Source organism: Pseudooceanicola lipolyticus (genome assembly GCF_002786325.1).
Taxonomy (GTDB): domain Bacteria; phylum Pseudomonadota; class Alphaproteobacteria; order Rhodobacterales; family Rhodobacteraceae; genus Pseudooceanicola_C; species Pseudooceanicola_C lipolyticus.
In genome coordinates this window covers 1-24,401 of record NZ_PGTB01000054.1, presented here as the reverse complement: position 1 = coordinate 24,401, position 24,401 = coordinate 1, and the positions used below count along the sequence as shown (strand labels likewise).

23 protein-coding genes, 1 tRNA gene and 1 pseudogene are annotated in these 24,401 nt (G+C 58.4%); 14 read left to right on the top strand and 11 right to left on the bottom strand.

Going from position 1 to position 24,401, the window contains the following annotated elements:
• Positions 1-131: 131 nt before the first annotated feature.
• The 4 genes from CVM52_RS13560 to CVM52_RS13545 are packed head-to-tail and all read right to left on the bottom strand — an operon-like array spanning position 132 to position 2,312.
• The gene (locus tag CVM52_RS13560) at positions 132-560 is read right to left on the bottom strand and encodes a protein tyrosine phosphatase family protein (protein WP_100163025.1); all 429 of its coding nucleotides are present in this window, start codon (positions 558-560) and stop codon (positions 132-134) included.
• Positions 561-569: 9 nt separating this feature from the next.
• Complete coding sequence (locus tag CVM52_RS13555; protein WP_100163024.1) at positions 570-1,001, bottom strand: DUF6691 family protein; 432 nt, start codon at positions 999-1,001, stop codon at positions 570-572.
• Positions 1,001-1,429, bottom strand: coding sequence for a YeeE/YedE family protein (locus CVM52_RS13550; RefSeq protein WP_100163023.1), 429 nt, complete (start codon positions 1,427-1,429; stop codon positions 1,001-1,003). Before CVM52_RS13550 ends, CVM52_RS13555 begins: the two co-directional genes overlap by 1 nt.
• A gap of 19 nt (positions 1,430-1,448) precedes the next feature.
• Complete coding sequence (locus CVM52_RS13545) at positions 1,449-2,312, bottom strand: MBL fold metallo-hydrolase (RefSeq protein ID WP_100163029.1); 864 nt, start codon at positions 2,310-2,312, stop codon at positions 1,449-1,451.
• A 273-nt stretch (positions 2,313-2,585) separates the two neighbouring features.
• On the opposite strand from CVM52_RS13545, the gene CVM52_RS13540 reads away from it, so the two are divergent.
• Positions 2,586-2,801 (top strand): hypothetical protein, encoded by a 216-nt coding sequence (locus CVM52_RS13540; RefSeq protein ID WP_100163022.1) that lies wholly within the window; start codon positions 2,586-2,588, stop codon positions 2,799-2,801.
• Positions 2,802-2,825: 24 nt separating this feature from the next.
• On the opposite strand, the gene CVM52_RS13535 is transcribed toward CVM52_RS13540, so the two are convergent.
• Positions 2,826-3,044, bottom strand: a complete 219-nt coding sequence (locus tag CVM52_RS13535; protein WP_100163021.1) for a hypothetical protein — start codon at positions 3,042-3,044, stop codon at positions 2,826-2,828.
• A gap of 140 nt (positions 3,045-3,184) precedes the next feature.
• On the opposite strand from CVM52_RS13535, the gene CVM52_RS13530 reads away from it, so the two are divergent.
• Positions 3,185-3,460 carry a DUF2312 domain-containing protein gene (locus CVM52_RS13530; protein ID WP_100163020.1) on the top strand — a complete coding sequence of 92 codons (276 nt, stop codon included), beginning with the start codon at positions 3,185-3,187 and terminating at the stop codon, positions 3,458-3,460.
• 4 nt (positions 3,461-3,464) lie between these two features.
• Here CVM52_RS13530 and modC read toward each other — a convergent pair whose 3' ends face one another.
• From modC to CVM52_RS13515, 3 genes are all read right to left on the bottom strand, one after another.
• Positions 3,465-4,553, bottom strand: a complete 1,089-nt coding sequence (gene modC, locus CVM52_RS13525; RefSeq protein WP_100163019.1) for a molybdenum ABC transporter ATP-binding protein — start codon at positions 4,551-4,553, stop codon at positions 3,465-3,467.
• The gene (gene modB / locus CVM52_RS13520) at positions 4,550-5,245 is read right to left on the bottom strand and encodes a molybdate ABC transporter permease subunit (RefSeq protein WP_100163018.1); all 696 of its coding nucleotides are present in this window, start codon (positions 5,243-5,245) and stop codon (positions 4,550-4,552) included. The genes modC and modB overlap by 4 nt, the downstream gene beginning before the upstream one ends.
• Before the next feature lie 105 nt (positions 5,246-5,350).
• On the bottom strand, positions 5,351-6,226 hold the full coding sequence (locus tag CVM52_RS13515; protein ID WP_100163017.1) for a hypothetical protein: 876 nt from the start codon (positions 6,224-6,226) through the stop codon (positions 5,351-5,353).
• A 186-nt stretch (positions 6,227-6,412) separates the two neighbouring features.
• On the opposite strand from CVM52_RS13515, the gene CVM52_RS13510 reads away from it, so the two are divergent.
• The 8 genes and pseudogenes from CVM52_RS13510 (at position 6,413) to CVM52_RS13485 (ending at position 14,467) form a co-directional block, all read left to right on the top strand.
• Positions 6,413-6,488 (top strand) — tRNA-Thr (locus CVM52_RS13510).
• Between the two features lie 957 nt (positions 6,489-7,445).
• The gene (locus tag CVM52_RS13505; RefSeq protein WP_100163016.1) at positions 7,446-8,291 is read left to right on the top strand and encodes a capsular polysaccharide synthesis protein; all 846 of its coding nucleotides are present in this window, start codon (positions 7,446-7,448) and stop codon (positions 8,289-8,291) included.
• A 1-nt stretch (position 8,292) separates the two neighbouring features.
• Positions 8,293-9,657 (top strand): hypothetical protein, encoded by a 1,365-nt coding sequence (locus CVM52_RS13500; protein WP_133119849.1) that lies wholly within the window; start codon positions 8,293-8,295, stop codon positions 9,655-9,657.
• Positions 9,645-10,508 (top strand): hypothetical protein, encoded by an 864-nt coding sequence (locus tag CVM52_RS26610; RefSeq protein WP_133119848.1) that lies wholly within the window; start codon positions 9,645-9,647, stop codon positions 10,506-10,508. The genes CVM52_RS13500 and CVM52_RS26610 overlap by 13 nt, the downstream gene beginning before the upstream one ends.
• 30 nt (positions 10,509-10,538) lie before the next feature.
• On the top strand, positions 10,539-11,831 hold the full coding sequence (locus CVM52_RS26605; RefSeq protein ID WP_133119847.1) for an MATE family efflux transporter: 1,293 nt from the start codon (positions 10,539-10,541) through the stop codon (positions 11,829-11,831).
• Positions 11,832-11,869: 38 nt separating this feature from the next.
• Positions 11,870-12,478, top strand: a complete 609-nt coding sequence (locus CVM52_RS13495) for a WcaF family extracellular polysaccharide biosynthesis acetyltransferase (RefSeq protein WP_240620961.1) — start codon at positions 11,870-11,872, stop codon at positions 12,476-12,478.
• 58 nt (positions 12,479-12,536) lie between these two features.
• On the top strand, positions 12,537-13,547 hold the full coding sequence (locus CVM52_RS13490) for a glycosyltransferase (protein ID WP_172721001.1): 1,011 nt from the start codon (positions 12,537-12,539) through the stop codon (positions 13,545-13,547).
• Positions 13,548-13,645: 98 nt separating this feature from the next.
• Positions 13,646-14,467: pseudogene (locus tag CVM52_RS13485) on the top strand (IS5 family transposase).
• 300 nt (positions 14,468-14,767) lie between these two features.
• On the opposite strand, the gene CVM52_RS13480 reads toward CVM52_RS13485, so the two are convergent.
• Positions 14,768-15,403: a nucleoside/nucleotide kinase family protein gene (locus CVM52_RS13480; protein WP_100163013.1), complete on the bottom strand. Its 636-nt coding sequence runs from the start codon at positions 15,401-15,403 to the stop codon at positions 14,768-14,770.
• A gap of 620 nt (positions 15,404-16,023) precedes the next feature.
• On the opposite strand from CVM52_RS13480, the gene CVM52_RS13470 reads away from it, so the two are divergent.
• From CVM52_RS13470 to CVM52_RS13460, 3 genes are all read left to right on the top strand, one after another.
• Positions 16,024-18,174: a YjbH domain-containing protein gene (locus tag CVM52_RS13470; protein ID WP_100163011.1), complete on the top strand. Its 2,151-nt coding sequence runs from the start codon at positions 16,024-16,026 to the stop codon at positions 18,172-18,174.
• Complete coding sequence (locus tag CVM52_RS13465; RefSeq protein ID WP_100163010.1) at positions 18,171-18,809, top strand: YjbF family lipoprotein; 639 nt, start codon at positions 18,171-18,173, stop codon at positions 18,807-18,809. Before CVM52_RS13470 ends, CVM52_RS13465 begins: the two co-directional genes overlap by 4 nt.
• A gap of 67 nt (positions 18,810-18,876) precedes the next feature.
• Entirely contained in the window at positions 18,877-20,238 is a 1,362-nt protein-coding gene (locus tag CVM52_RS13460; RefSeq protein WP_205964955.1) for a polysaccharide biosynthesis/export family protein, read from the top strand.
• 14 nt (positions 20,239-20,252) lie between these two features.
• Here CVM52_RS13460 and CVM52_RS13455 read toward each other — a convergent pair whose 3' ends face one another.
• Positions 20,253-22,409: a polysaccharide biosynthesis tyrosine autokinase gene (locus tag CVM52_RS13455; protein ID WP_100163009.1), complete on the bottom strand. Its 2,157-nt coding sequence runs from the start codon at positions 22,407-22,409 to the stop codon at positions 20,253-20,255.
• A 547-nt stretch (positions 22,410-22,956) separates the two neighbouring features.
• Here CVM52_RS13455 and CVM52_RS13450 point away from each other — a divergent pair.
• Positions 22,957-23,229, top strand: coding sequence for a hypothetical protein (locus CVM52_RS13450; RefSeq protein WP_100163008.1), 273 nt, complete (start codon positions 22,957-22,959; stop codon positions 23,227-23,229).
• Positions 23,230-23,321: 92 nt separating this feature from the next.
• Here CVM52_RS13450 and CVM52_RS13445 read toward each other — a convergent pair whose 3' ends face one another.
• Complete coding sequence (locus CVM52_RS13445; protein WP_240620959.1) at positions 23,322-23,840, bottom strand: hypothetical protein; 519 nt, start codon at positions 23,838-23,840, stop codon at positions 23,322-23,324.
• Positions 23,841-24,401 lie beyond the last annotated feature (561 nt).

The following is a 24,401-nucleotide window of genomic DNA, read 5'->3' as shown; positions in this document are numbered from 1 at the left end:
TGCAGGAGGGCGCCGCCCCCCCGCCCGAGCCTGACGCCGCCGGGATGGCGGCGGAGATCTCGGAACTGGCGGGGCTGCCGCTGGCGGAGAGCGACGCAGCGCCGGCTCAGCCGCCAGACGGGGGGTGAGGGTCAGGCCTGGCTGGCGGCCTGTTCCAGTGCCGGGCGCAGATTTTCCAGATTATAGCCGGCCTGGGCAGTGGCGGCGAGGATTTGGTCGACCGGCACCTGGCCGGCCTGGCCCAGCGCCCAGACCACCGAACAGCGGGTGCCCGAGGCGCAATAGGCAAAGACCGGGCCATCCGAATGTTCGATCATCTCGGCCTGGCGGGCGACGTTTTCCGGCGTCATGGTCTGGTGGGTCAGTTCCAGCTTTTCGAAGGTCAGGCCGGCGGCCTCGGCGGCGATGCGGATCGCCTCGGACTGCAATTCGGCGGGCACTTCGGAATCGGGCCGGTTGCAGATGACCTTGGTAAAACCAGCGGCGGCAATCGCCGGCAGGTCGGTGGGTTCGATCTGCGGCGAAACGGAATAGCGGGGGGTGATCTGGCGCGGTGTCATGGGGCAGATTTACGCCGCGGCCGCGATCCTGTCCAGTCGCGCGCCGATGGTTGGCGCAACGCCCATGCCGGCGAGCATGGACAGCATAAAAACCAGCCCGCCCAGGCCGCCATAGCTGAGCGAGGCAACCGCCGGACCGGGACAGAGCCCGGCCAGCCCCCAGCCGATGCCGAACAGGACCGAGCCGAATACCAGCCGCCGGTCGATCACCGGGTCGGGCCGGGCCGGGAAGGCCGTGGCGGCCAGCGGCCTGCGCCCCGCGGTCAGCCGCCAGGCGATGGCCATGGGCAGGATCGCCCCGCCCATTACGAAGGCCAGGGTCGGGTCCCAGTTGCCGAATATGTCCAGCCAGCCCTGCACCTTGGTGGTGTCGGTCATGCCGGAGAGGAACAGGCCGGTGCCGAACAGGCTGCCGGCCAGGAGGGCAAGCAGAGGGCGCATCAGATCACCCCGAGCAGGTGCCGCATCACCACCAGCGTCACGCCGCCGGCGAGGATATAGACCAGGGTGGCGACGATGCCGCGCCGCGAGAGGCGGGACATGCCGCAGACCCCGTGGCCCGAGGTGCAGCCATTGGCGATGCGGGTGCCGATGCCCACCAGCAGACCGGCGGCGACGATCACCGTCAGGTTGCGGGTCAGGTGGGTGTCGGCGGGGATGTTGAACAGCAGGGTCAGCAGGGCGGGCAGCGCCAGCACCCCGGCCAGAAAGGCCAGGCGTTCGCCGGCGCTGTTGCGGCCGCTGCCGTCGACCAGCCCGCCGAGGATGCCGCTGGCGCCCATGATGCGGCCATTGCCCAGAAGGTAGACGGCGCCGCCCAGCCCGATCAGCCCGCCCCCGACGAGGCCCCAGATCCAGTCCTGTTGCATCGCCTGCTCCGGTTCTCCGCTATAGCTTGTTCAGTGGCAGTTTCAGCATAACGTCTCCCTGCTGGTCCGGCGGCGGCATCTGCCCGCCGCGCATGTTGACCTGCAGCGAGGGCAGGATCAGGCGCGGCATGCCCAGCGTGGCGTCGCGGGCATCGCGCATGGCGACAAATTCCTCGATGGTCCGGCCGTGGCCGATATGCACATTCAGCGCCTTTTGTTCGCCCACGGTGGTTTGCCAGGCATATTCTTCGCGCCCGGGCGCCTTGTAGTCGTGGCCGACGAAAACCCGCGTGTCATCCGGCAGTGCCAGGATCTTCTGGATCGAATTGAACAGTGCCGCCGACGAGCCTCCGGGAAAATCGCAACGCGCGGTGCCGAAATCGGGCATGAACAGCGTGTCGCCGACAAAGGCGGCATCGCCGATCACATAGGTCAGACAGGCCGGCGTATGGCCCGGCGTGTGCATCACCTCGCCGCGCAGTTGGCCGATATGGAAGCTGTCGCCCTCCTTGAACAGGGCGTCGAACTGCGATCCGTCGCGCTGAAACTCGCTGCCTTCGTTGAACACCTTGCCGAAGGTGTCCTGCACCACGGTGATCTGGTCGCCAATGCCGATCTTGCCGCCCAGATGGTCCTGCAGATAGGGCGCCGCCGACAGGTGATCGGCATGGACATGGGTTTCCAGGATCCATTCGGTCTTCAGCCCGGCCTCGCGCACATAGGCGCAGATGCGGTCGGCCGAAGCGGTGCCGGTGCGGCCCGAGGCGTGGTCGAAATCCAGCACCGAATCGATGATCGCGCAGGCGCTGCCCTGGGGGTCGCGCACCACGTAGGACACCGTGTTTGTCGCATCGTCGAAGAAGGCTTTCACGTCAGGTATCATCGCATGATCCTCCATGATGGGCGGAAACATATATCGAAATGTGAATATATATCAAGCCGCGATTCTCTCACAGATTGTTATCCTCTTCCTGCGCGTGTGTCGGGCCAAGCCGACGAATTCTGTGGATATCTTGTGCAGAGCGCCGGAATTCCTGCCCAAAAGGGGTGAATCTGGCAAAATTCGGCCCAGCCGGGCATCGAAAGGTTCGTCCCTTAGCAGGGTGTGGTATGGTCTTCGCGGAACGGGGGGTTCATGCCAAGAGGGGAGGCTGACATGACCGACTACGACCTGTCCCAGACCGCATTGCGTCTGGAAGCGATGATCACCGCAGCAAATGGCGCGCGCCGCATCGAATTGCAGCCGCAGCTCAGCCAGGTTCTGGAACGGATGGCCCGCGACGGCCATCATGTTCCCGCGCGTCTGCGCAGCCTGAATGCCGTGCTTCTGGATGAAGCGATCGAACAGAGGTTCGACAACCTGCCGGTCTGATTTCTCGAAAAACGGTGGGCGGGGTCACCCCAGGATCACGCCCACCACCACCAACATCAACCCGATCACCGAAACCGCAAGTGCGCCCATATTGATCGGCAGCACCGCGGCAACCGCTGCGCGCATGGCCTCGTCGGACAGACCGGCGCGCCGTGCCCGGATCACCCGCAGAATGCACCAGATCAGCCCGGCCAGCCCCAGCAGCGACAGGGCGGCCCCGGTCCAGATCATGATGTCGAACATATGCGGCCTCCGGAATTGTGTTGCCTCGGGGTCTAGCTGCACGCGGCGGGCCGCGCAAGCCGCGCCGCGGGGCCTTGCGGCGCCGCCGGGGGGGCGGTATCCGGCAGGTTCAGATCAATCCCGCCAGACGGAGCCTTTTCATGACCGACACCAGTACCGACGTCAGCCCCAGCGACGTCAGCTATCGCGTCACTGCCGACGAGCTGCGCCAGTTCATCGAACGGTTCGAGCGGCTGGAACAGGAAAAGAAGGACATCGCCGAGCAGCAGAAAGAGGTGATGGCCGAGGCCAAGGCCCGCGGCTATGACACCAAGGTGATGCGCAAGGTCATCGCCCTGCGCAAGCGCGACAAGGACGATATCGCCGAGGAAGAGGCGGTGCTGGAGATGTACAAGGAAGCGCTGGGAATGTCCTGACTCGTCAGCTGCGGCTGACATCGCTGCGGGCGATCGCCACGGTCTTGATCACCGCGAAAACCGGGCCATCCGGCGCCAGGCCCAGCGCCTGGGCCGAACGGCGGGTGATGCGGGCCAGCAGCAGGTCGTCGCCGCAGGCGATCTGTACCATCACGCCGGGCCCGTCGCCGTCGCGCAGGGACACCACCTTGCCGGGCAGGATATTCAGCGCCGACAGGCCCACCGGCGCCGAACGCGCCAGCATCACGTCCTGGGCCAGAACCCGCACGCGGACCGCGGTGCCGGGGGCGCCTTTGGTCAGGGGCAGGAACAGCCGCCCCCCCGACACGGCCAGTTCGGTCAAGCCGTCGGCGTGATGCCGCGCCACCGTGGCCGGCAGCACCGCGCCGGCCTCGCGCAGGCCGATCTGGTGTACCATGCCGGGATCGGACAACACCTGTTCCGCCGGCCCGGCGCGGGCGACATGGCCATTTTCCAGCACCACCACCCGGCTGGCCAGCCGCGCCACCTCGGCTACCGAATGGCTGACATAGAGGATCGGCAGGGCGGTTTCATCCCTGAGCCGCTCCAGATACGGCAGGATCTCGGCCTTGCGGGCCTCGTCCAGCGCCGCCAGCGGTTCATCCATCAACAGCATCCGCGGCCGCGACAGCAGCGCCCGGCCAATTGCCACGCGCTGTTTCTCGCCGCCCGACAGGCCGCCCGGCCGCCGGTCAAGCAGCGGCGCGATGCCCAGCAACTCGGCTACGGAGTCGAGCGTCGGCCCGGTGGCTCCGCGCGGCGCGAAGCGCTGGCCATAGGTCATGTTCTGGCGCACCGAGAGATGCGGGAACAGCCGCCCGTCCTGAAACACATAGCCCAGACGCCGCCGCCAGGTGGGCAGGTTGCACCGCGCCGCCCGGTCGAACAGGGCGGTGCCGCCCAGGGTGATGCGCCCCGCATCCGGCGCCAGCAGCCCGGCAATCGCGTTCACCACGCTGGTCTTGCCGGCGCCCGACCGGCCGAACAGCGCGGTGATCCCATCGGGCGCGTCAAAGGCGACGGCCAGCGCGAAATCGCCCTGCCGGTGGCGAAAATCGACCTCCAGGCTCATGCGCCGTTGATCCGGCGGCTGGCGCGATGCGCCAGCAGTTCCGAGACCAGCAGCGCTGCCATCGCCACAATGACCGAGACCAGCACCAGCCGCAGCGCCGCGGCATCGCCGCCCGGCACCTGCAGGAAAGTATAGATCGCGGTGGGCAGGGTGCGGGTCTGGCCAGGAATGTTCGACACAAAGGTGATGGTGGCGCCGAATTCGCCCATCGCCTTGGCAAAGGCCAGCACCGCGCCGGTGATCAGGCCGGGCAGGATCAGCGGCAGCGTGACGGTGGCGAAGACGGCAATGCGCGGCGCGCCCAGCGTCGCGGCGGCGGCCTCCAGCCTGGGGTCGACCGCCTCGATCGCCAGCCGCATCGCCCGCACCATCAGCGGAAAGGCCATGATCGCGGCGGCCAGCACCGCGCCGGTCCAGCGGAACGCCAGCACGATGCCCAGGCTTTCCAGCCAGGCCCCGGCCAGGCCCTGCCGCCCGAACACCAGCAGCAGCAGATAGCCGGTGACCACCGGCGGCAGGATCAGCGGCAGATGCACCAACCCGTTCAGCACCTGCTTGCCCCAGAACTGCCAGCGCGCCAGCGCATAGGCGATAAACAGGCCCGGCGGCAGCGACAGCAGCGTCGCCCAGAACGACACTTTCAGCGATAATGCCACCGCCTGCCATTCCTCGGGGCCGAGGCCGGCGGTCATGCGCGAGTATTCGGCTGGCGGGGCAGGGGCACGCGCGGCCTCCGGTCTGTGGCGATGCGCATCATGTATGGCAAACCAGAACCTCGCGGCGCAAGCGGCTTTCGATCAGGGCGTGATCAGCCGCAGGCCCGGAATCTCGGTCAGGCGCGCGATGTCGTTGTCGTAGATCTCGGTCAGCTCCTCGACCAGATCGCCGGTCCAGCCGGGCAGGTCCAGCTCTTCCTCCAGCTTCTCGGCCAGCGCATATTTGTCCAGGAAGGCGATCATCACCCGCTTCTTCTGGGTGTCGGTCAGGTTGGGGTGGTCGCGCAGATAGGCGCGGAACCGGCGCATCCCCTCGCGCGACATGATCTCGCGCAGCAGGTCGAAGCCGCCATTGATCTTTTCCCCCGGCTCCAACCCGGCAAGGGCGCGGATGACCTCGGGCCAGATCACCGGCGTATCCTCGTTGCACCAGATGGTGATCGGCATCTCGGGCAGGGCATGGCGGATGCGGGTGAACAGCTCGGACCACAGCAGGCTCTGCGGCGGCGTCGCCGCCAGCAGCTGCGCCTGCTGCTCGGCCGAGGCGCGGTCAAGCGCCTTGGGCAGGAAGGTGGCGGGGTTGCAGACCGCCATGCACAGCTCGATTCGGTCGCTGTCAAACAGCTGGTCGAGATGGCGCATCCGCTCGGCCGCCAGCGGATAGAGCTGGCCATTGCCCAGGGCAAAGCGCGGCGACCCGAAAAAATGCTCGTTGGTCAGGATCAGCCGGTCGGCGGTCTCGTCGTCGAGAATGGCATCAACCAGCACGTTGCGGGCATCCGCCGCCGGCACGGTGCCGTCCAGCGCGGCAAAGGCGTCTTTCAGCAGGGTGCGGTATTTGCCCGGCCCCGGCACCGCGACATTGCGCTTGCGGAATTCGTCCTTGTTGTTCAGCAGGCATTTCAGCAGGCGCCCGTCATCGGTATAGTGCGCCCCCGTGTGAAACACGACCTGCATCTTCGCGCTGCTTTCTCTGACCCGTTTGTAATCCGGCGAGGCCTAGCGCTTTGCCCCAGCCCAGTCAAACGCCATCGCCGCCCATGTGCCGGGCGTGCCGTGTTCCGGCCACACCCCGCCAATGCCAGGGCGCGGCTGCGAAACCGTCTTGCGATGCGCCCGGAATGCCAGTAATCGGAAGCTCAGGCCCCTATAGCTCAGCTGGTAGAGCAACTGATTTGTAATCAGTAGGTCCGCGGTTCGAGTCCGTGTGGGGGCACCATTTAAGTCATTGTAAATTAAGTGAAAAATCTCCCCATCCATCTTTGGGTTCCAGTGCTTTCAAACATTTGTAAGGTGCGGTTGCTCGTGGGACAGCCCGTTTGTTGATTATAGCTTCTCTCTGAGCGCTTCGTAAGGCGTCTTTCCGTTGTGTGCGCCATGTGGCCTGTGGAAGTTGTACAACTGAACGCCAGAACACCCACGTTACCGACCGGCGCGAGGTTCTTTATCCTTGGCATCCCTGGTTCGGCAGATCGGTCTATGTCCATTCTGTGATCGACAAGCCCGGCGATGCAGTGTTTCGGTGCAATCTCACCGGCCGCATGAGGCCAGAAATCAATCGACGGATTCTCCCAAAGACTGGAGGGAAGTCGGGTCTCAGGTCATCATCGCGCGTGAGGAAAGGCGGGCCACTCCGGGTACCTGCTTCACGCAATGCCCGCAAAAAAACCGAATCTTGAGATCGGAAGTAAAAAGAACCGTGAACACATGGCTGAATCGGTGACAGCTGTCCGCAGTGCATGATATCAAAAGGTTATGGCCTCTCCTAAACTGGAGGCCCGTCGAAGCTGCATATCTGAGTTGTTTAGGGGTTCGAAGTGGTACTAACCAATCTGAAGGGACACTGTGTGTATTGGTGAGTCACTTAATGTGAGCCTCAACCATCAAACAATAAGGATGATACTGGGCTCTTCGCATAAGGCTGCCGCCGCGATCACAGTCTCAGAGACAAAGGCTTATTGTAGGTTTTGCAGGAACAATAGGTATAGGCACTGATTGTAACCTTAACTTGTGGCCCACGCAACAATATTCAAAATTTCGTCGCTTTCAAAAAAATCGGCGAGAAAATAAAGTGAAGTGAAAGAAAAAAAGTTAAAATGGATATGGCGAGCCCGAACGAGCTATCTGTTGCCGCAGGGATTATGGTAGGTAATCTAAATGAGAAGCTGAAGCGCCTGTGAGCATACCGAAAAAAATTTGGAGCTTTTGGGATGTCGGTGAAGAACGCGCGCCCGCAATAGTTCAAACTTGTCTTCAGAGTTGGCGTAATAAGAACTCTTCATGGCAAGTAAACATTTTGTCGCGGGGCTCAATCTCAGAGTGCAGCAAAATAAAAAGGCTATTTGAAGAATCGAGCAATCTAAAGATTCAAGCGTTAACAGATTTGCTTAGGTTGCGTCTACTGAGGGAAAACGGTGGGATTTGGGTCGACGCTACATCTATGTGCGTGCTGCCTCTAGACGACTGGATAGATCAGGCAGCTAGTTCTGGATTTTTCGCGTTCCAACGACCCGGTCGAGATCGTGAAATCGCAAGTTGGTTTCTCGCCTCCGAAAGAAAGAACGCTGTTACAGTTGAATGGATAAAACAACTAGAAAAGGTATTGTTGAGACGAAAGTTTCCTCTGCAAGGGACGCTGTACTCGAAGGCATTTCACCGTGCAGCTAAAATCGCTCTCGGGCAAACACCAAGCATAGCTACTGCAATGATATCGGAGCCGTACCTAAGAATGGCGGGTTCCTATCCATATGCCGCAGTCCACTATTCCTTCTCGAAGGCACTCAAGGCTAATCCCGCCGCAAAGCAGGTATGGGATGACGCTCGAAAAATATCAGCGGTACCATCACACATCGTTCAGCGGGCTAACGGTTATCGAGGTTGTTCTAATGAAGAAATTTACAAAAGAATAGCTTCGGAGCGTACGCCGGTGCTTAAACTAAATTGGAGGCGTGAATATCAAAGAGATATGCTTGCGAATTTAACCGAAGAAGTAGAGCGAGAAAGAAAAAAAATTGATATCTAGTGTGACTGCTTCTGCTCAAAGCGGGGACAACAGAAGGCTCAAAGGCGTTGATTCGCTTTTTATAATCGGTTTGTACACGATACCGTTCGATAATCTCTCTTTTGCTCCATCCGCTGGTTGGGCTACGGTCAGTCCATTTGTTTTCTTTGTATACTTACTCCTAAGAGTGATCATAGAGCCCGCTTCGATTCTTATTCGTCCACGCAGTGCTGTTTTGTACATTGTGGCGTCCATCTATATATTGGCGCCAATTCCATTCGGGCAGCTGAGACTTTCTAATGCGATGGACAGCTTGGCAACTCTGTTTTTGGGCGTCACTTTTTACTTTTCGCTGTGCGTTTTTCTAAGGGGTGAGCATGAAAGGCTAGTCAAGATGTGCTCTCATATCGCCGTGGCGTATATGTTTTCTCTGGCCTACGGCGTATTGGAAATACTGACTTACAAGTTTCATTTTTTACCTCTTGGGCAGCTATTTGACATCGTTGAGAAAAGGAATTACGGGGAAAGAATAAGCTTTTCGTTTACTGAACCTTCATTCATCTCGATGCATATTTTTGGAGTTCTTCTGCCGGTTGTTCTTGTTCTAAATAGAGCAGCGGAAAGTGACTTCACGGTCAAAGCGAAGCGGCGCGCAAGATCGGCGTTCTGGGGAATCATGGCGATAGCGTTGATTTTTGGAACATCCGTGCGCCTACTGATTGATTCCACCATTGTGTTTCTGCTACTTCTTGCTTTTGGCCAGATCCGCAGCCTGTTCGGAACCGCGCGCAATGCTGTCCTGGGTATCGCGATTATCGCAATAGTGGGTGTCGCAGTAACGCCATTCGTCACTGTAGGAAAATTTGATCGACTCTCGAGAATTTTAGAAGCGGGAAGTGGACATAGGGCAATTGGAGCCGATCTTTCACTTCAAGCGAGGGCATTTAGGATTCAGGCTTTATCAGAAGGCATTCTTCAAGATTCCCATACTCTTCTGTTTGGCGTAGGTATGGGGAATGCCTACAGTCTTGTTAATCAAGGAGCTGCGGCGACTTTGGGAAAGATCCCTGGCTTAGATAAAAACACGGAGGTCTCGTCCGCTCTGAAATTGAATGATAATTCCTTCTTCAACTTGCATCTCAGAGTTGTCGCGGAATTGGGTCTGATTTTCTACCTTTTCATGTTTGGATTGCTGCTTAGAGGTGGATGGCTTCTATATTTGTTGGTGCTTTCCTGGTTGTATATGCAGTTCGATTCCTATGCATTTTTTGGTATTTGGCTTTACGCTGCAATGTCTCCTATGATTTCAAACGCCAATGGTGAAGCGAGAATTAAGATGAGTTCAGATCGATTTAGTTGGGGAAAGGGCGGAAAATGGCGAAGCTAATATACTTAACCGCTCTGGGGCGTTCGGGCTCAACTGTCTTTGAGCGATACGCGGCTATGAATTTGGATATTTTTGCGCTGGGAGAAATGACATACGCTATTGAGCGTGGGATAATTGAAAACGAAAGGTGTGGATGTGGTGTGCCTTTTGGAGAGTGCGATTTTTGGAAAAAATTTCGAGAATTGCTCGAGAGAAGGTTTTCGGCTGAGGAAATTCGTCTTCTCGCCATTGAGCAACGTCGGGCAGAAAGCACGTTAGGATTTTACCTTCTTCGCTACAAAAGAGTAAGCAGCATTCTTGACAGGTACTACCAGCTACAGGCCGAGTTTATACGCTCGCTGCCACACGAATATGCGTTTGATACATCAAAGCGACCAGTGAGGCCAATATTGCTCAAGCGCTATTTGAAGCAAGATGAAATACAAATCGTCGAATTGGTACGTGAGCCGGCCGCAGTAGCGTACTCGTGGACTAAGTCGAAAGTGAGGGTGGAGTCGACAACTGGAGCGAGCGCCACAATGCCGGCTGTAGGATACTATAAATCTGTCGCCCGATGGATAAACGTAGCAATAGTTTCCAGTCGCATTCGAAAGCGTATCGCAAATACGGTACTAATCAAATATGAGGACTTCGTGATGAACCCAGATTCGGCGATAGCCGTTTTGAAAGCTAAACCAAGTTCCAAGGGTGTAGATTCTGCGGAGAGATATCACCCCGTTTCCGGAAACCCATCAAGATTTGAGCCCATGAAGATCAGTCCGGATATTAGGTGGGTAACTGAAGTTTCGCCTATTAAAAAGATTGTTACAAACGTTTTGACGGCGCCATTTAAACTGTTGTACAGAGTATAGCTTTCCAGGATTGGCATTTAAGGCATTGGTGTGAATTCCTATATTCCGCATATACTCGGACTGAGCATAAAGCTCTTAGGAGCGGTTTCGGTTCTCGCTGCAAATCTTGTAATTACGCGCACGTTTGAAAGTGGGCAAGCTGGTTTCCATTTGTATGCTATGGCGGCCGCGTTGTTTCTTAGCAGCGTATCGGCCGGAGGACTTCAGGAAGTTACTCTTCGACGGGTGAGTATTCTTTGTAGCGAAGGACGGCATGAACAGGCGCGTCTCTTTGTGGCATCAACGTCTATGCTTGCGGGATCAATAGGTCTGGTATTTTCCATCTTAACAATAATTGTGTCTGGATTCGTTTCAAGCCTTACGTTTAGCTCATTGGAATTTAAGTCAATTTTAACGTCGTACTCATTGGCAGTACCTTTTCTGGCGGCGTCATATGTGCTATCTGCAGGGCTTCAAGGGTTTCGTATGGCTATTAAGTCAACGGCTACTTTGAATGTGATTTCCAACCTTGTATTTGCGATTTCGGTGCCGGTTTTGCAGAGGTTTGGTGAATATTCGGCTGGTGCAATCTTTGTTTTCGCAAGTTTTGGCTCATTTGCGTTCGGTGCGTATTGGCTAAGGCTTAGACGCGCAGAACCTGTTTCTCTTCTTTTTAATAGGCGCGTGGAAATTTATGGCTATTTCGACATTTTTGTCTTTAACTTGTTGTCTCAGGCAAACTTTTGGCTGGGGACATTGCTTTCTGGAATATTGCTCTCGGCTGAGGGTGTCGTCGTTATCAGTGTTGGGCAGAGATTAGCCATGGTTCAAAATCTGGCAACGCTTGCAGTAGCTCTAATAGACGCTCCAAACTATGCATCTATGTTTTCACGGGGTGACAGGCGCGGATTGCAAGAGGTGATTTCTAGATCGTCTCTCATAATGTTTTTATTTGCCATGCCTTTTTTCTTGATTTTGATTTTGGTACCAGAATTTGTTTTGTCGTTCTTTGGCATATATTCAGCTGCTGCAGAGTTGGCTTTAAGGGTCATGGCTGTGGGGCAGTTTGTATCGGTTATGCTTGGGCCGGTTGGCCACCTCCTCTTAATGACTGGGCATGAAAGGATTGTTCGAAATACGATTATTGTGACCTTGACGGTCTCCGCCGGATTAATGGTGCTCGGCTATAGTTTGTTGGGACTGGTAGGTGTTGCATTTGCGATTTCTCTTAGTTCAGTTGCGCCAAAGCTGATCTTTGCGTATTTTGCACAAAAAAGATTACAGGTTCATATATATCCCAACCGAGCTATCTATTCACTATGGCGGAATAGGCGCGATCGTTAGCTTCATGTAGCACTTTACAAGGACGGGGAACAGTTTTCGTGATTGAAAGAACCTATCAAGATTTGTCAGCATTTCGTGTTCCTAAAGGATTTAGGGGCAGGAGCTTGCTCGCTGTTCAGCTCTGGTGGATTGTCCAGGCTTTGTTGTTTCGGCCATCTCCACAAGTATGTTATGGCTGGAGGAGGTTTTTACTGCGTTTGTTTGGCGCCAAGGTCGGAAAAAAAGTGCTAGTTCGCTCATCGGTTAAAATTACTTACCCGTGGAAAGTATCAATAGGCGAATACTCCCAAATAGGGGATTCTGTTGTGCTTTATTCTTTGGGTCACATAGTGATTGGAGGTAATGCCGTTGTTTCGCAAGGCTGCTATATTTGTGCGGCAGGCCATGACCCCGCCAGCCCTACATTCAGCATTTATCAAGATAGCGTTTTCATAGATGACGAGGTGTGGTTGGCTGCACAATGCTTTGTTTGCCCTGGGGTGAGAATTGGACATGGTTCTTTCTGCAATGTTAGGACCTTGGTTACGAAGAGCTTACCTTCCGGTCGTGCATTTGTGGGTTCACCAGCAAGAGAAGTTTGCCTTCGCGAAGAGTTGACGCCAATGAAAATTGGAGAGCTAGGAGTTCGGCAAGAGAATGATGGCTAAGTTGCGTACCCCTGTGGTTCTAATAGGTCCGTTCCCGCCTCCTGTCCATGGATTTTCGATGATCATGGACGCCCTAGCTAATCGCGTCGAGGCTTTTGGAGTTTCCGGGAGATTAGATCAGTCGTCTAAGGATTTGAGAGGAACTCGAGGTCATATTGTGAGACTATACAAATGTATTTTTACATTTTTTAGTGTTTTATTTTCCGGGTTCGAGCCTCGAATTTATGTAGTAGGAGTAAACGGAGGAGGTGGTATGATATATACTTTGGTGCACTTGCTTGCCGTTGTTTCGCGTCGACGCAGTGGATATCTTTATCATCATTCATACGCCTATATTAATAGAAAAAGCCTTGTGATGCGATTTATTTGCTTTCTTGGTGGGGCTAGGTTGGGTCACATTTTTTTAGATGGGGCTATGCTTTTTGCATTTGGTAAGATGTATGACGTGCGAGGTGATGTATTTAGTCTCCCTAATGCCGCGTTCGTGCCGGATCATGGTGCTTGTATTAATCTAGATACTGCAAATAAGAGTAAGTTGATTCGGATTGGCTTTTTGAGTAATTTGACGCGCGAGAAGGGATTGTATGAATTCTTAAGATTAGCTCGAGAAGTTCGTATTGCGGGTCTGCCAGTCGAGGTTGTGCTGGCTGGACCGATCGTTTCTTCAGTTGATAAGGAGGCGGTTGCAAGAGCCCAGTGTTTAGGAGATTTAACTTGGGTGGGGCCGAAATATGGTGATGAAAAAGGAATCTTCTTTGCCTCTCTCGATTTGTTCGTCTTCCCCACCGAGTATCAAAATGAGGCTCAGCCCATTGTCATTTATGAGGCATTGTCTGTCGGGGCGCGTGTGATTTCAAAGGACCGTGGTTCTGTCGCGTGCCAGATCGGAAAGGCTGGGGTTGTTGTTGATCGGCGAGAGGATTTCGTTGCTGTCGTAATCAATGAGATTAATCGCTTGCTTTCAGCTTCCAGTGAGGAGCGTGTACGCCTGAGATCTATTGCCAGGCAGAGATTTCAAGAAGATGTGCGGCTTTCTGAAAGAACATTTCGAGATATTTTTCTTGGTTAGTTTCAGATTCTAATTAGGTCGTTTTAGTCCCCTTTGGGTCAAGGCCCATCGATTTCCGGTGAGCTGGGTGATTCACCGCCCGAAAACGAGCGGTGAACATGAGCGATCTTTTCTGGCTGACAGATGCCCAGATGACGCGTCTGGAACCTCTCTTTCCCAAATCCCACGGCAAACCGCGCGTCGATGACCGGCGAGTGTTGAGCGGGACTACCTTCATCAATCGCAATGGGTTGCTTTGGCGTGACGCGCCTGTTGAGTACGGCCCGCACAAGACGCTTTACAACCGTTGGAAGCGGGGGCGTCTTCGCGCAGATCATGGCCGGCCTGGCTGCCGCGCACGTTGAGGAGAAGACGGTCATGTTTGACGTGAGCAGGTGAACGCCATGTGTTCGAGTGAGCCTGCGCAAGTATCTGAAGGCGCCCCGGACCTCGATCAGCATGTCCGCGAAAAAGGGGGCGTGGACGCCTGATCGGCCGAACCAAGGGCGGCATGAACACCAAACTGCATGCCGTCTGCGACAGCCAGGGGCGGCCGCTCAACCTGTTTGTCACGGCCGGACAGGTCAGCGACGACATCGGCGCGCGGGCATTGCTCGGCAACCTGCCGGATGTCGATTGGCTACTCGGTGACCGCGGCTATGACGCCGACTGGTTCAGGGAAGCATTGAAAGACAAAGGGATACGCCCGTGTATCTCCGGTCGAGAACAGCGCAAGAAAACTGTAGAGTTCCCTCTCGGGACATTGCTGCCGCAATTCCCTGCCGGGCGGTGGACAAGCGCCGATACAACGACACAACCGCATCGAGATCATGTTCGGCAGACTGAAGGACTGGCGATGCGTGGCAACCCGATACGACAGATGCCCAAAGGTCTTCCTTTCGACAATCGCACTCGCCGCAACCGTCATCTATTGGCTATGAGGTCTGACTCTAAGTGTCAAATTTATCATGGAAAAATTGAACGCTTTGGTGCGGTGTGAAATTGGCCTGAAACACGGTGTTGGGGGCAACAAATTTTGCATCGATGTCGCCTTTTGGGTTGGCTTGGAGTCGTAGTCTGAGCAAAAAAACCACCTGCGGCGTTTAGGTCTTCCAAGCCATGTTCACCGGCCGCCACATCGATCAGCCGAGCCGTACGAAACCGCGAACTTGCTCTGACAAGCGAAAGCCCATATCGCGCGTGTGACCGGACGCGGCGCTTGGGTGCCACGGAACCGAGGGTCAGTCTGCGGTGGTTAGTGTCACATCGGCGGGCAGGGCCGCGCGGGTGAGGAGCGTGGCGTTGGCCAGGTCGTTTTCCCGTGCCCGGGTTTCGGCCTGAGCTCGCGTGTGGCCCTGCGCCAGCCAGCGGTCGACCAGACGGGTTTCCAAGGTATCGCGCTGCACCTCAAGGCGAATGGAGAGGTCCCAGAGCCGGCTGAGATCGCGCCAGCCCGGTGCGTCGTAGAGCAGGTAGTTGCCCTCGACAATTGCGGTGTCGCAGGTGGGGCCGACCAGCCCGGAACCGGCAATGGCTAGGTCGCGGAGGCGGTCGAAGGTGGGAAAGAAAACCTCGTCGTCCCGCGCCAGCGCGGCGACCAGGCGCAGCAGGCCGGTGACATCGAAGCTCGCGGGGCTGCCCTTGCGGTGCAGCAGGCCAAGGGCGTCAAGGATGCGGTTGTCGAGGTGAAAGCCGTCCATCGGCACCACGGTGGCAGCGCATCCGCTGCGGCTCAGCAGATCCGCCAGGTGCTCGGCCAGGGTGGATTTGCCCGAGGCCGGCGGCCCGGCCAAAGCGACCAGCCGTCGCCGGCCGGTGCGGGGTGTGGCGAGCACCCGGCCCAGCAGCATTCCGGCCATGTTTTCGGCGTCGGTCATGCGGGCTCCGCTTTGGGCAGCAACTTGGCGCCGCTGAGTAAGTCCAGTACGCCGATCATATCATAGCGCCCTGAATAGCTGCTGCACAGCCAGCGGCAGTCGGAGGCGCCGACTACGGCCGGCAGGCTGGCGCCGCTGCGGAAGAGGGCGGCTGCCAGAACTGTCGTGGACTCGCGCAACTCCGGGCCCTGGAACATATCCAGCCTGTTGCGGGGCGGGCGCGTTGGCTGACACAGCGAATTACCAACGGCTTTCTGATCTCTTTAGGGCCCAAACCTGTTGGTCCGCATATCGGTACGCACGGATGGGGAGAGCCCAGGCGATAATACGGCGAGGCCTTGACGATTTGGATGGTTTCCTGCCGTGGTCATAAGCAGATTTTAACAGCTGGATTGCCGTCGACATCTCGGAACGGCGAATTCTCTGAAACTGTTGCAAGCGTTGGTTTTGCTGAAAAAGTGATCATTTTCGGGATTTCCGGACGTAAAGCCGGGGACAGCTGTCGCGACAATGCCGCATCTGCGCGATAATTGTTGCACGCTCACGCTTGTAAGGGTGCATTTTAAAACGCATTCTGAAACTGTATTCGTTAAGAAAGGTCGGTCAACGACATATTTGTAATGGGCAGTAAATTGGGCTTTGTGACACGAGATCTCAAGGCATCCCGAGCGTTGCGCCGGGGATGCATTCTGGCCCTGTTCTGCCTTGGTGGCGGTGCCATTCTGGCGCAGGAGCGCGCGTCGCTGTCTTTTTATGGTACGCCGGGGCTGATCGATATGCCGACGGCGGATTCAATGCGTGACGGGGATGTGTCGCTGTCTGCCGGTCGTTCTCCGGGCACCTGGCGCACCGTGTTTCATTTCCAGGTCACACCGCGGATTTCCGGCGTGTTCCGCTATGGCAAGCTGGAAAACTATACCTCAACTGGGGGCACGCTTTATGACCGCAGTTTCGATTTCCACTTCCGCCTGGTGGACGAGACATTGTATCGCCCGGCGATTGCCGTGGGTCTCAGGGACTTTGGCGGCACTGGTGTCTATAGTGGCGAATATGTGGTTGCCACCAAGGGTGTCGGCGAAAGGCTGCGGCTGACCGGTGGGATCGGCTGGGGCCGTTTGGGCAGTTATAACAGTTTCAGCAATCCGCTGGGCGTCGTGGCGGACGGATTTAACAATCGAAATGACGATGGCAACAATACCGGCGAACTTGATACCGGCGCCTGGTTTCGCGGCGATGCCGCCTTGTTCGCCGGGCTTCAGTGGAATTATTCCGATCATCTCGTCTTAAAGGCCGAATATTCCTCGGACGCCTATGACGTCGAGGTGGCGCGCACCGGGTTCGAACATAAACTTCCGATCAATCTGGGCGCCACCTATCGTTTCGACAATGGCATCGACCTGAGCGCGGCCTATCGCTATGGCTCCGAGCTTGCGCTGATGTTCCATTATACCTTCAACCCGGCGGAACCGCGCATTCCCGACGGGATCAATGGCGGCGGGCCGGCGGTGATGCCGCGCAACCTGGTGGCCGCCCGGTCCTGGGATCTGGAGCCGGAGGCCGGCGCGGATGATCGCCTGCGCGTGGCGGTGGCGCGGACCCTGGCCGAAGACGGGCTGAGCGTAAAGGCGCTGTCGATCTCGGGCACCACGGCGACGATCCATGTCCGCAATGACCGCTATGATGCACCGCCACAGGCGATCGGGCGCACCGCGCGCGCGATGAGCGAGGTGCTGCCGGCGCAGATCGAAACCTTTGTCATCGTACCGATCAACCGGGGCGTGCCGGTTTCGGCCGTCACTATCCGCCGCAGCGACCTGGAGGAATTGGCCTTCGACCTGGACGGGTCGTGGAAATCCTATTCCCGCGCGGCGGTCATGGAAGGCAGCAGCTATCGGCTGAGGCCGGAAAACTACGTGCCCGAGGCCTATCCGGAATTTGAGGCCGGCGTCGGCGGCTATTTCGTACCCTCCTTCTTCGATCCGGACAGCCCGGTCCGCGCCGAGGTCGGGATCGAGGCCTTTGCCGCCTTTACACCGACGCCGGGCCTGATCTTTTCCGGCGCGCTGCGGCAGCCGATTGCCGGTAATATCGACAAGGCAACGCGGCGGTCGAACTCGGTTCTGCCGCATGTCAGGTCGGACGCGGTTGAATATGCCAAGGAATCCGAACTGGAGCTGAGCTATCTCACCGGTGAGTATTTCTTCCGACCCGGCGAAAACCTCTATGGCCGGGTTTCGGTTGGTTATCTCGAACGGATGTATGGCGGTGTTTCGGCGGAACTGTTGTGGAAGCCGGTGGAAGGCCCGCTCGCCCTGGGCGGGGAGATCAACTATGTCCGCCAGCGCGATTATGACATCCTGTTCGATTTTCGCGATTACGAGATCGCCACCGGGCACCTGTCGGCCTATTACGATCTAGGCGCGGGCTATCTGGGGCAGGTCGATGCCGGCCGCTATCTGGCGGGCGACTGGGGCGCGACCTTCTCGTTGGATCGCGAATTTGCCAATGGTTTCCGCATCGGCGGTTTCTTCACCCTCACCGATGTCTCCTCGCAGGAATTCGGCGAGGGCGCGTTTGACAAGGGTATCCGCTTTTCGATGCCGCTGTCCTGGCTCACTGGCGAACCGGCGCAGCGCGGCTTTGGCCTGACCCTGCGGCCGGTGACGCGGGACGGCGGCGCAAGGCTGAACGTGCGCAACCGGCTGTACGAGGTCACCCGCGGGTATCACGACCCCGAACTCAGGGAACGCTGGGGGAGGTTCTGGCGATGATGCGCCGCGCGATCCTGGCCCTTGCGATGTTCGGGCTTGCCGCCTGTGCCACCGGCCAGCCGGGCAATAGCCTGTTCCGCCAGATTGCCGGCGATGACGGTGCGCTGACACCGCCCAGTTCCGCGCGTTACATCGCGCTGGAACAGGCCGGTGCGCGCGCGATGCAGGCCGTGGTCGAAGACCGCGACCAGCGCGATCTTTTGTACTATAGCCATATGCTGAACGGTGTCGCGGTCTGGTATGGCCGCGATGGTGTGCAGATCGGCCTGCGCGACGGTATCATGGTGATGACCCGCGGCATCGGCGGTGACCTGATGGCCGCGGATGCGCGGCAATCGCTGGCGCTGCTGCGGGCCGGGCGCAACGGCACGGCGCAACGGTTCCATTCCTACCTGACCGGCAATGACCAGATCGAAACCCGCAGCTATGTCTGCGACATCACCCGCATACAGGACTTTGCCCTGCCCATCGGCGATGTCACCTTGCCGACCTGGTACATGAAGGAAAGCTGCCGGGGCAGCGACCTGATCTTTGAAAACTATTACTGGATCGACCGCCGCAACGGCGAGATCCGCCAATCGCGCCAACTGGCCAACCCGTTCAGCGGGCGCATTGCCTTCCAGCAGGTGCTGTGATGAGCGCCTTTCCTGCAATGCCGGTCGTGGCCCATTCCAAGACCCGCGACACAACGGGAGCCTTCCCATGCGTATTTTGACAGTTCTTTTGCCGACCCTGTTCCTCGCCGCCTGCGGCGCCATCTATTTCAGCCCGCAGGTGCAGAAGGTCACCGATGACGGCTCCAAGGTCCGCATCATCCCGATAAGCGCCGAAAGCGTGATGGTCGCGAACCGGTCTACCTATCGTCCGCGCACCCTGCCGGCGATCTTCGCGCAAACCGCCGGCGGCGGCTCGGGCCTGCGCGGCGCGGGCCCCACGCCCGACCCGGCCTTGACCGCGCGCGCACGTCCCGAAGCGCTGGAAACGCGGGTTCCGCCAGCGGTATCGCCCGGCCCCTATCGTATCGGCGTCGGCGATGTGGTGCTGTTGGCCACGCCCAACCCGACCGAGGCGACCATCGAACAGCTGACCGGCCTTCTGGCCGCGCAGAACAGCCGCCAGGGCTATACCGTGCAGGATGACGGCGCGATTGCGGTGCCTGAGGTCGGCCGGGTGCAGATCGGTGGCATGACCCTGGAAGAGGCCGAGGCGGAACTGTTCCAGCGCCTGGTCGAGAACCAGATCGACCCCACCTTCAGCCTGGAAATCGCCGAGTTCAACTCGAAGAAGGTTTCGATCGGCGGAGCCGTCTCGACGCCCGCCGTTGCGCCGATCACCCTGACACCGCTCTACCTTGACGAAGCGCTTGCCGCTGCCGGCGGGGTAACCGTGCGCGATCAGGACTATGCCTCGGTCCGCATCTATCGCGATGGCACGCTGTACCAGGTGCCGCTGACCCAGCTTTATGCCCGCGACGGGTTGCGCCGGATCCAGCTGGTGGATGGTGACAGCGTCTTTGTCGATACCGAATACGAGCTGGACCTGGCACAGGCCTATTTTGCCGAGCAGATCCAGCTTGCACAGTTTCAGCAGGCGGCGCGGGTGGCCGCGCTGAACGAGTTGAACGCCGAGGTGTCGATCCGCCGCGGCGCGCTGGAGGAAGCGCGCCAGAACTATCTGACGCGGCTGGAACTTGAAGGGGTGGAACGGGACTATGTCTATCTGACTGGCGAAGTCCGCCAGCAGAGCCGTTATGCCCTGCCGTTTGACCAGACGGCTTCGCTTGCCGACGCGCTGTATAATACCGCTGCCGGGGTCCCGACGCAGACCGGCAATGTGCGTGAAATCTACGTGCTGCGCGGGTCCGCCGATCCGCGCGAATTTGCCTCGGTCACGGCCTGGCAGCTGGATGCGCGCAACGCGACCAACCTGATGCTGGCCACCCGGTTCGAGCTGCGGCCGAACGATGTGATCTTTGTGGCCGAACAGCCGGTGACGCGGTGGAACCGGGTGATCCAGCAGATCACCCCGTCGCTGTTCAATGTGGTGGCAAACGCCTCTGACTAGGCGTTTTGCCGGCGTCAGTTGACGTAATATTTCCGTCCATAGGCGGAATAGGCGCCGTATTTGCCGCCATAGCCGTAACGCTTCATGCCCTTCGGGCTGATGTGGTTCAGGATAAGCCCGCTGACCCGCTGGTTCACGCTTTCGAACATGCGCAGCGCCTCTTCGACCTGCGATTTCGAGGTGCTGTCCCATTTCACCGCGAACAGGATCACATCGGCATTCTGTGCGATGATGCGCGCATCGGGCACCACCAGGACCGGCGGGGTATCCAGCACGATCAGGTCATATTCCCGTTTCGCCTCGGCCAGCAGGCGCGCAAAGCTCTCTGACGAAAAGATATCGGCGGCATTGGCCGAGGTTTTTTCGCCAATCAGAATATCGGCGCCGATCCCGTCATCATGAACCACAAGTTCGGACAGGGGCTGCGTGCCCGAAAGCACCGAAAGCAGCCCGTCTTTCGGGGCCTGTCCCAGATACTGCCCGATCACCCGGCGACGAATATCACCTTCGATCAACAGCACTTTCTTGCCCATGCCCGAGAAATTCTGCGCCAGGGCCAGCGACAGCATGGTCTTGCCCTCGCCGGGGATCGAGGAGGTGGTGACAATCACCTTCGGCGGCCGGTCCACATTCGACAGCATGATCGAGGTGCGCAGGTTGCGGATCGCCTCGGCCGCGGCCGAGGTGGGCTTGGTGGCGAGATAGGTCACCGTATCTCGGCGCTTGCGTGCCGGCAGCAGCGGCACCTGACCCATGACGGTATAGCCGGTGGACAGTTCCAGATCGCGTGCGGTGCGATAGGTGTTCTTGCGCGCCTCGCGGATCAGAACCAAGCCCACGCCCAGCATCAGCCCCAACATCCCCGCCATCGCCAGAACCAGCGATTTTCGCGGTTCCGACGGCACGGCCGGCGGCACCGCCTGTGACAGAACACGGCTGTCAGCCTGCTGGATGCCCTCCTGCGCGGCGGTCTCTTTCAGCCGGGACAGGAAATGTTCATAGAGCAGGCGACTGGCCTCGGCCTCGCGGGTCAGTTGCTGCAGCCGGATCAGGTCTTGTCCCTGGGTCTCGATTTGCGTCTGCATCTCGTCGCGGGACGTGGACAGGGCGGCCAGCTGGCTATTGGCCCGGCTCAACTCCAATTCGCCGCGGTCGATGATTTGCTGATATCTGAGGTCAAAGGCGGTCATGGCGGTAGGATCGCTGCTGGCCTCCTGCAACAGCCGGGTCAGCCGGCTGTCATTGGCAATGGCGGCCTTGTCCTCGGGCGTCCCGGCACTGCGCAGCGCTTCGACCCGCGCCTGCACGTTCGTGGCCGACAGCTGCATTGCCTGGATGCGGTCGCGCAGCTCTTTCAGCTGCCGTTCCTGCGCTTGCAGGCTTTCGGCGTTCACCAGGGCGGTGGAAGCGGTAAAATCCTTGACCCGCGATTCCGCCAGTTCCAGCTCGGTCTGCAGCTGGGTCACCCGTTCGGTCAGCCAGGTCGTCGCCTGCTCGGTCGCCTCGAACTTTACCTCGATTTGGTTCAGGACATAAAGCTCGGCAACCTTGTCGGCGATGCGTGCCGATTTCTGCGGCTGTTCGGTTTTGACCGTGATCTCGAACACCAGGCTTTGCGGAATGTTGCGAACCGTCATGCGCGCCAAAAGCGCGTTGACCAGCGCCTCGGTCTGCGCATCGGGGTATTCGTCGACAGCGGGTGTGGTTTCGGGGCCGGCCGGCAGCAGCGAGGCGATGGCGCCCCGGATCCGGGCCTTAACCTGGTCCTGCCACTCCGGCGGGCGCAGGTCCGCGTTGAACTCGGGGTCGCGCTCCAGGTTCAGCTGCGCCACCACCTTTTTCAGCAGGCTGCGGCTGCGCAGCACTTCGGCTTCGGAATTGATCACCGAGGAATCGCCGGACAGCCCGCCGATCACGCTTTCCAGGTCGGTGACGCGCTCTTCCCTTGTCTCCAGCATCACAACCGACTTGGCGGTGTAAAGCGGCGTGGCGGCAACATAGGCATAATAGCCCCCGGCGAGGACCGCCAGAACCGTGATAAATCCGATGATCCACTTGCCGCGCCACAGGACGGATAACAGCGCTCCGAGGTCGATGACATCATCCATCTCGGCCGAGGCGGCGACCTGAGCGGGTTGGGTGGTGGCGAGTTTGGGAAAAGGTTGGGTCATATGTCCTACATCTACAAACCAAATACACCTGTCCTGTCAGCCACGGATCGCCATGTGGCGATGGGCGGGCCGACGGTATAAGTCTGCGCGAGCGCACTTTGAATTGGTCTCACAATATGCGGATTGTACGGAGATTGCAGCCGAAATCGAATCAATCCGCCTGTTTTATGAGCATTTCGCCCCGGCCGTTTCCATTTGCGATGCGAGGGGCTCGCCGAAGACGTGTCACCCGTTTGCCTGCCCTCGGACTCCTCAAGCGCCAGCATGATGCACTTCTTTATATAGGCCGATTCCGTTTTCGCGAATCAGGATATCGTAGGCCGGGTCCATTCCGATTCGCGCCCATATGTCGGCCCGGGCGGACTGCGCCGCTTTCCAAGGCATGTAACGTATGTGATGTCGCTAATAAGCGTCATAAATGACATTGGAATGACACGAATCCGAACAACCCAGAACACAGTTCTCTGGAATATTGCAATTGCACCTGACGGCTGTCACCCGGTCTGTTAGGGTATGCCTTAAACAAACCTATTCTTCCGAGGTTATAATGTTCGTACGACACTTCATTGCCGCTGCGCTTGTCAGCCTCGTTGCCCCCATCGCTTTTGCCCAACAGGTCATCGTCGATGAGGAGGCCAATGCAAATTCCGGCGCCGAACTGTTTGGCCCCACGGCCAGCACCTCCTTCGGCATTGGCGGCGCCTCTGCCTTTGGCGGCGCGAATTCCAGCCTGGCGGGTCTGGTGGGCAGCACCGTGGCAACCTCCGGCACGACCGGAACCACCGGTACCACCAGCACGACGGGCACCACCAACGACTGATCACCGCCTGGCGGTCCGTCAAACGGCGTGGTCTCTGCCACGCCGTTTTGCTTGCGTGAAGATGTGACTCGGGCCGCCGCGCATGCCTTGTATCAGCAGCGCTCGACGCCCATCCGGATCAGGTCATCGCCCTGCAGGTTGGCATAACCGGTGAGCCGGAAACGTGCCGTCTTCATGAACCAATCGCGCAGCGGTTCGGGATAGTGCGATGCCATAAGTCTCGACCAGCGCTCGAATTCTTTCTGTTTCAGGGGGCGGCCATACAGCGACGGCCCGTGAAAGCCGAACCGGGTCTGCGGGCTGACACAGGCATTCGGCAGGCCCAGGTACAAGGTGCAGGCCGACAGGCAATAGCGTCCGCGCAATTCCACCTTGCGACCGCTGGCGCGAATGGTCGCGATATCGGCGATCCGGGCGGGAATCACGCCGCCGGGATCGTTGCGGATCACCAGCGTGCGTGCGCCACCCTCGGGCCGCTGCGCGGCCTCGGCAGGCGCGATCGCCAGCGCGGTTGCTGCCGCCAGAACCAGCATCGCCAGGGCTTTGCCCGGCGCGGGCAATGTCGTGATTTTCTCGCGGGCATTGCCCGATCTGCGGAAGAGTGGCTGCATCTTGCCTCGCTGCCGGTGAACGCGATGCAGCGCAGGGAGCGCCGCAAAGCCAACGCCTAGTGAGGAATTGCGGCATCAATCCGCAGCAAAATGGGGCAATTCAGGGTCACCGCCCGCGATGTGCGGCAATCGCGCGGTGTCGGCAAATGTCGTGCCTTGGGCCAGATCGCGAATCGTTAATAAAACCATCGTGCACCTGCGCGACTTGCACATTTGTTAAGCAATCAGTAATAACTCGCTTATCTGTGTGGGAATTGGCAGGGATTCGCTTCTTACAAATAGTTCGTTTGAATTAGTTTAATGGTGTCACTAGCGTTTTAGTGAGTATTGCCGTCCGGGTAGGTGTCGCTGCTGAGTTATTGGTCTGTGACGGCTTGATATTTTTGGCTTTGGGGGCTTAGCCATGAGTTATTATGGAGGGTCGGCTTTTGCCGACGCTGCCGAGCCGCGTGTTGTCGCGGAAACGGAATTACATCACGGCAATCGCCTTTACGCCCGCTATCTGAAACGGCCCTTCGACCTTGCGCTGGCGCTGTTGGCGCTGCCGGTCTGTCTGCCGGC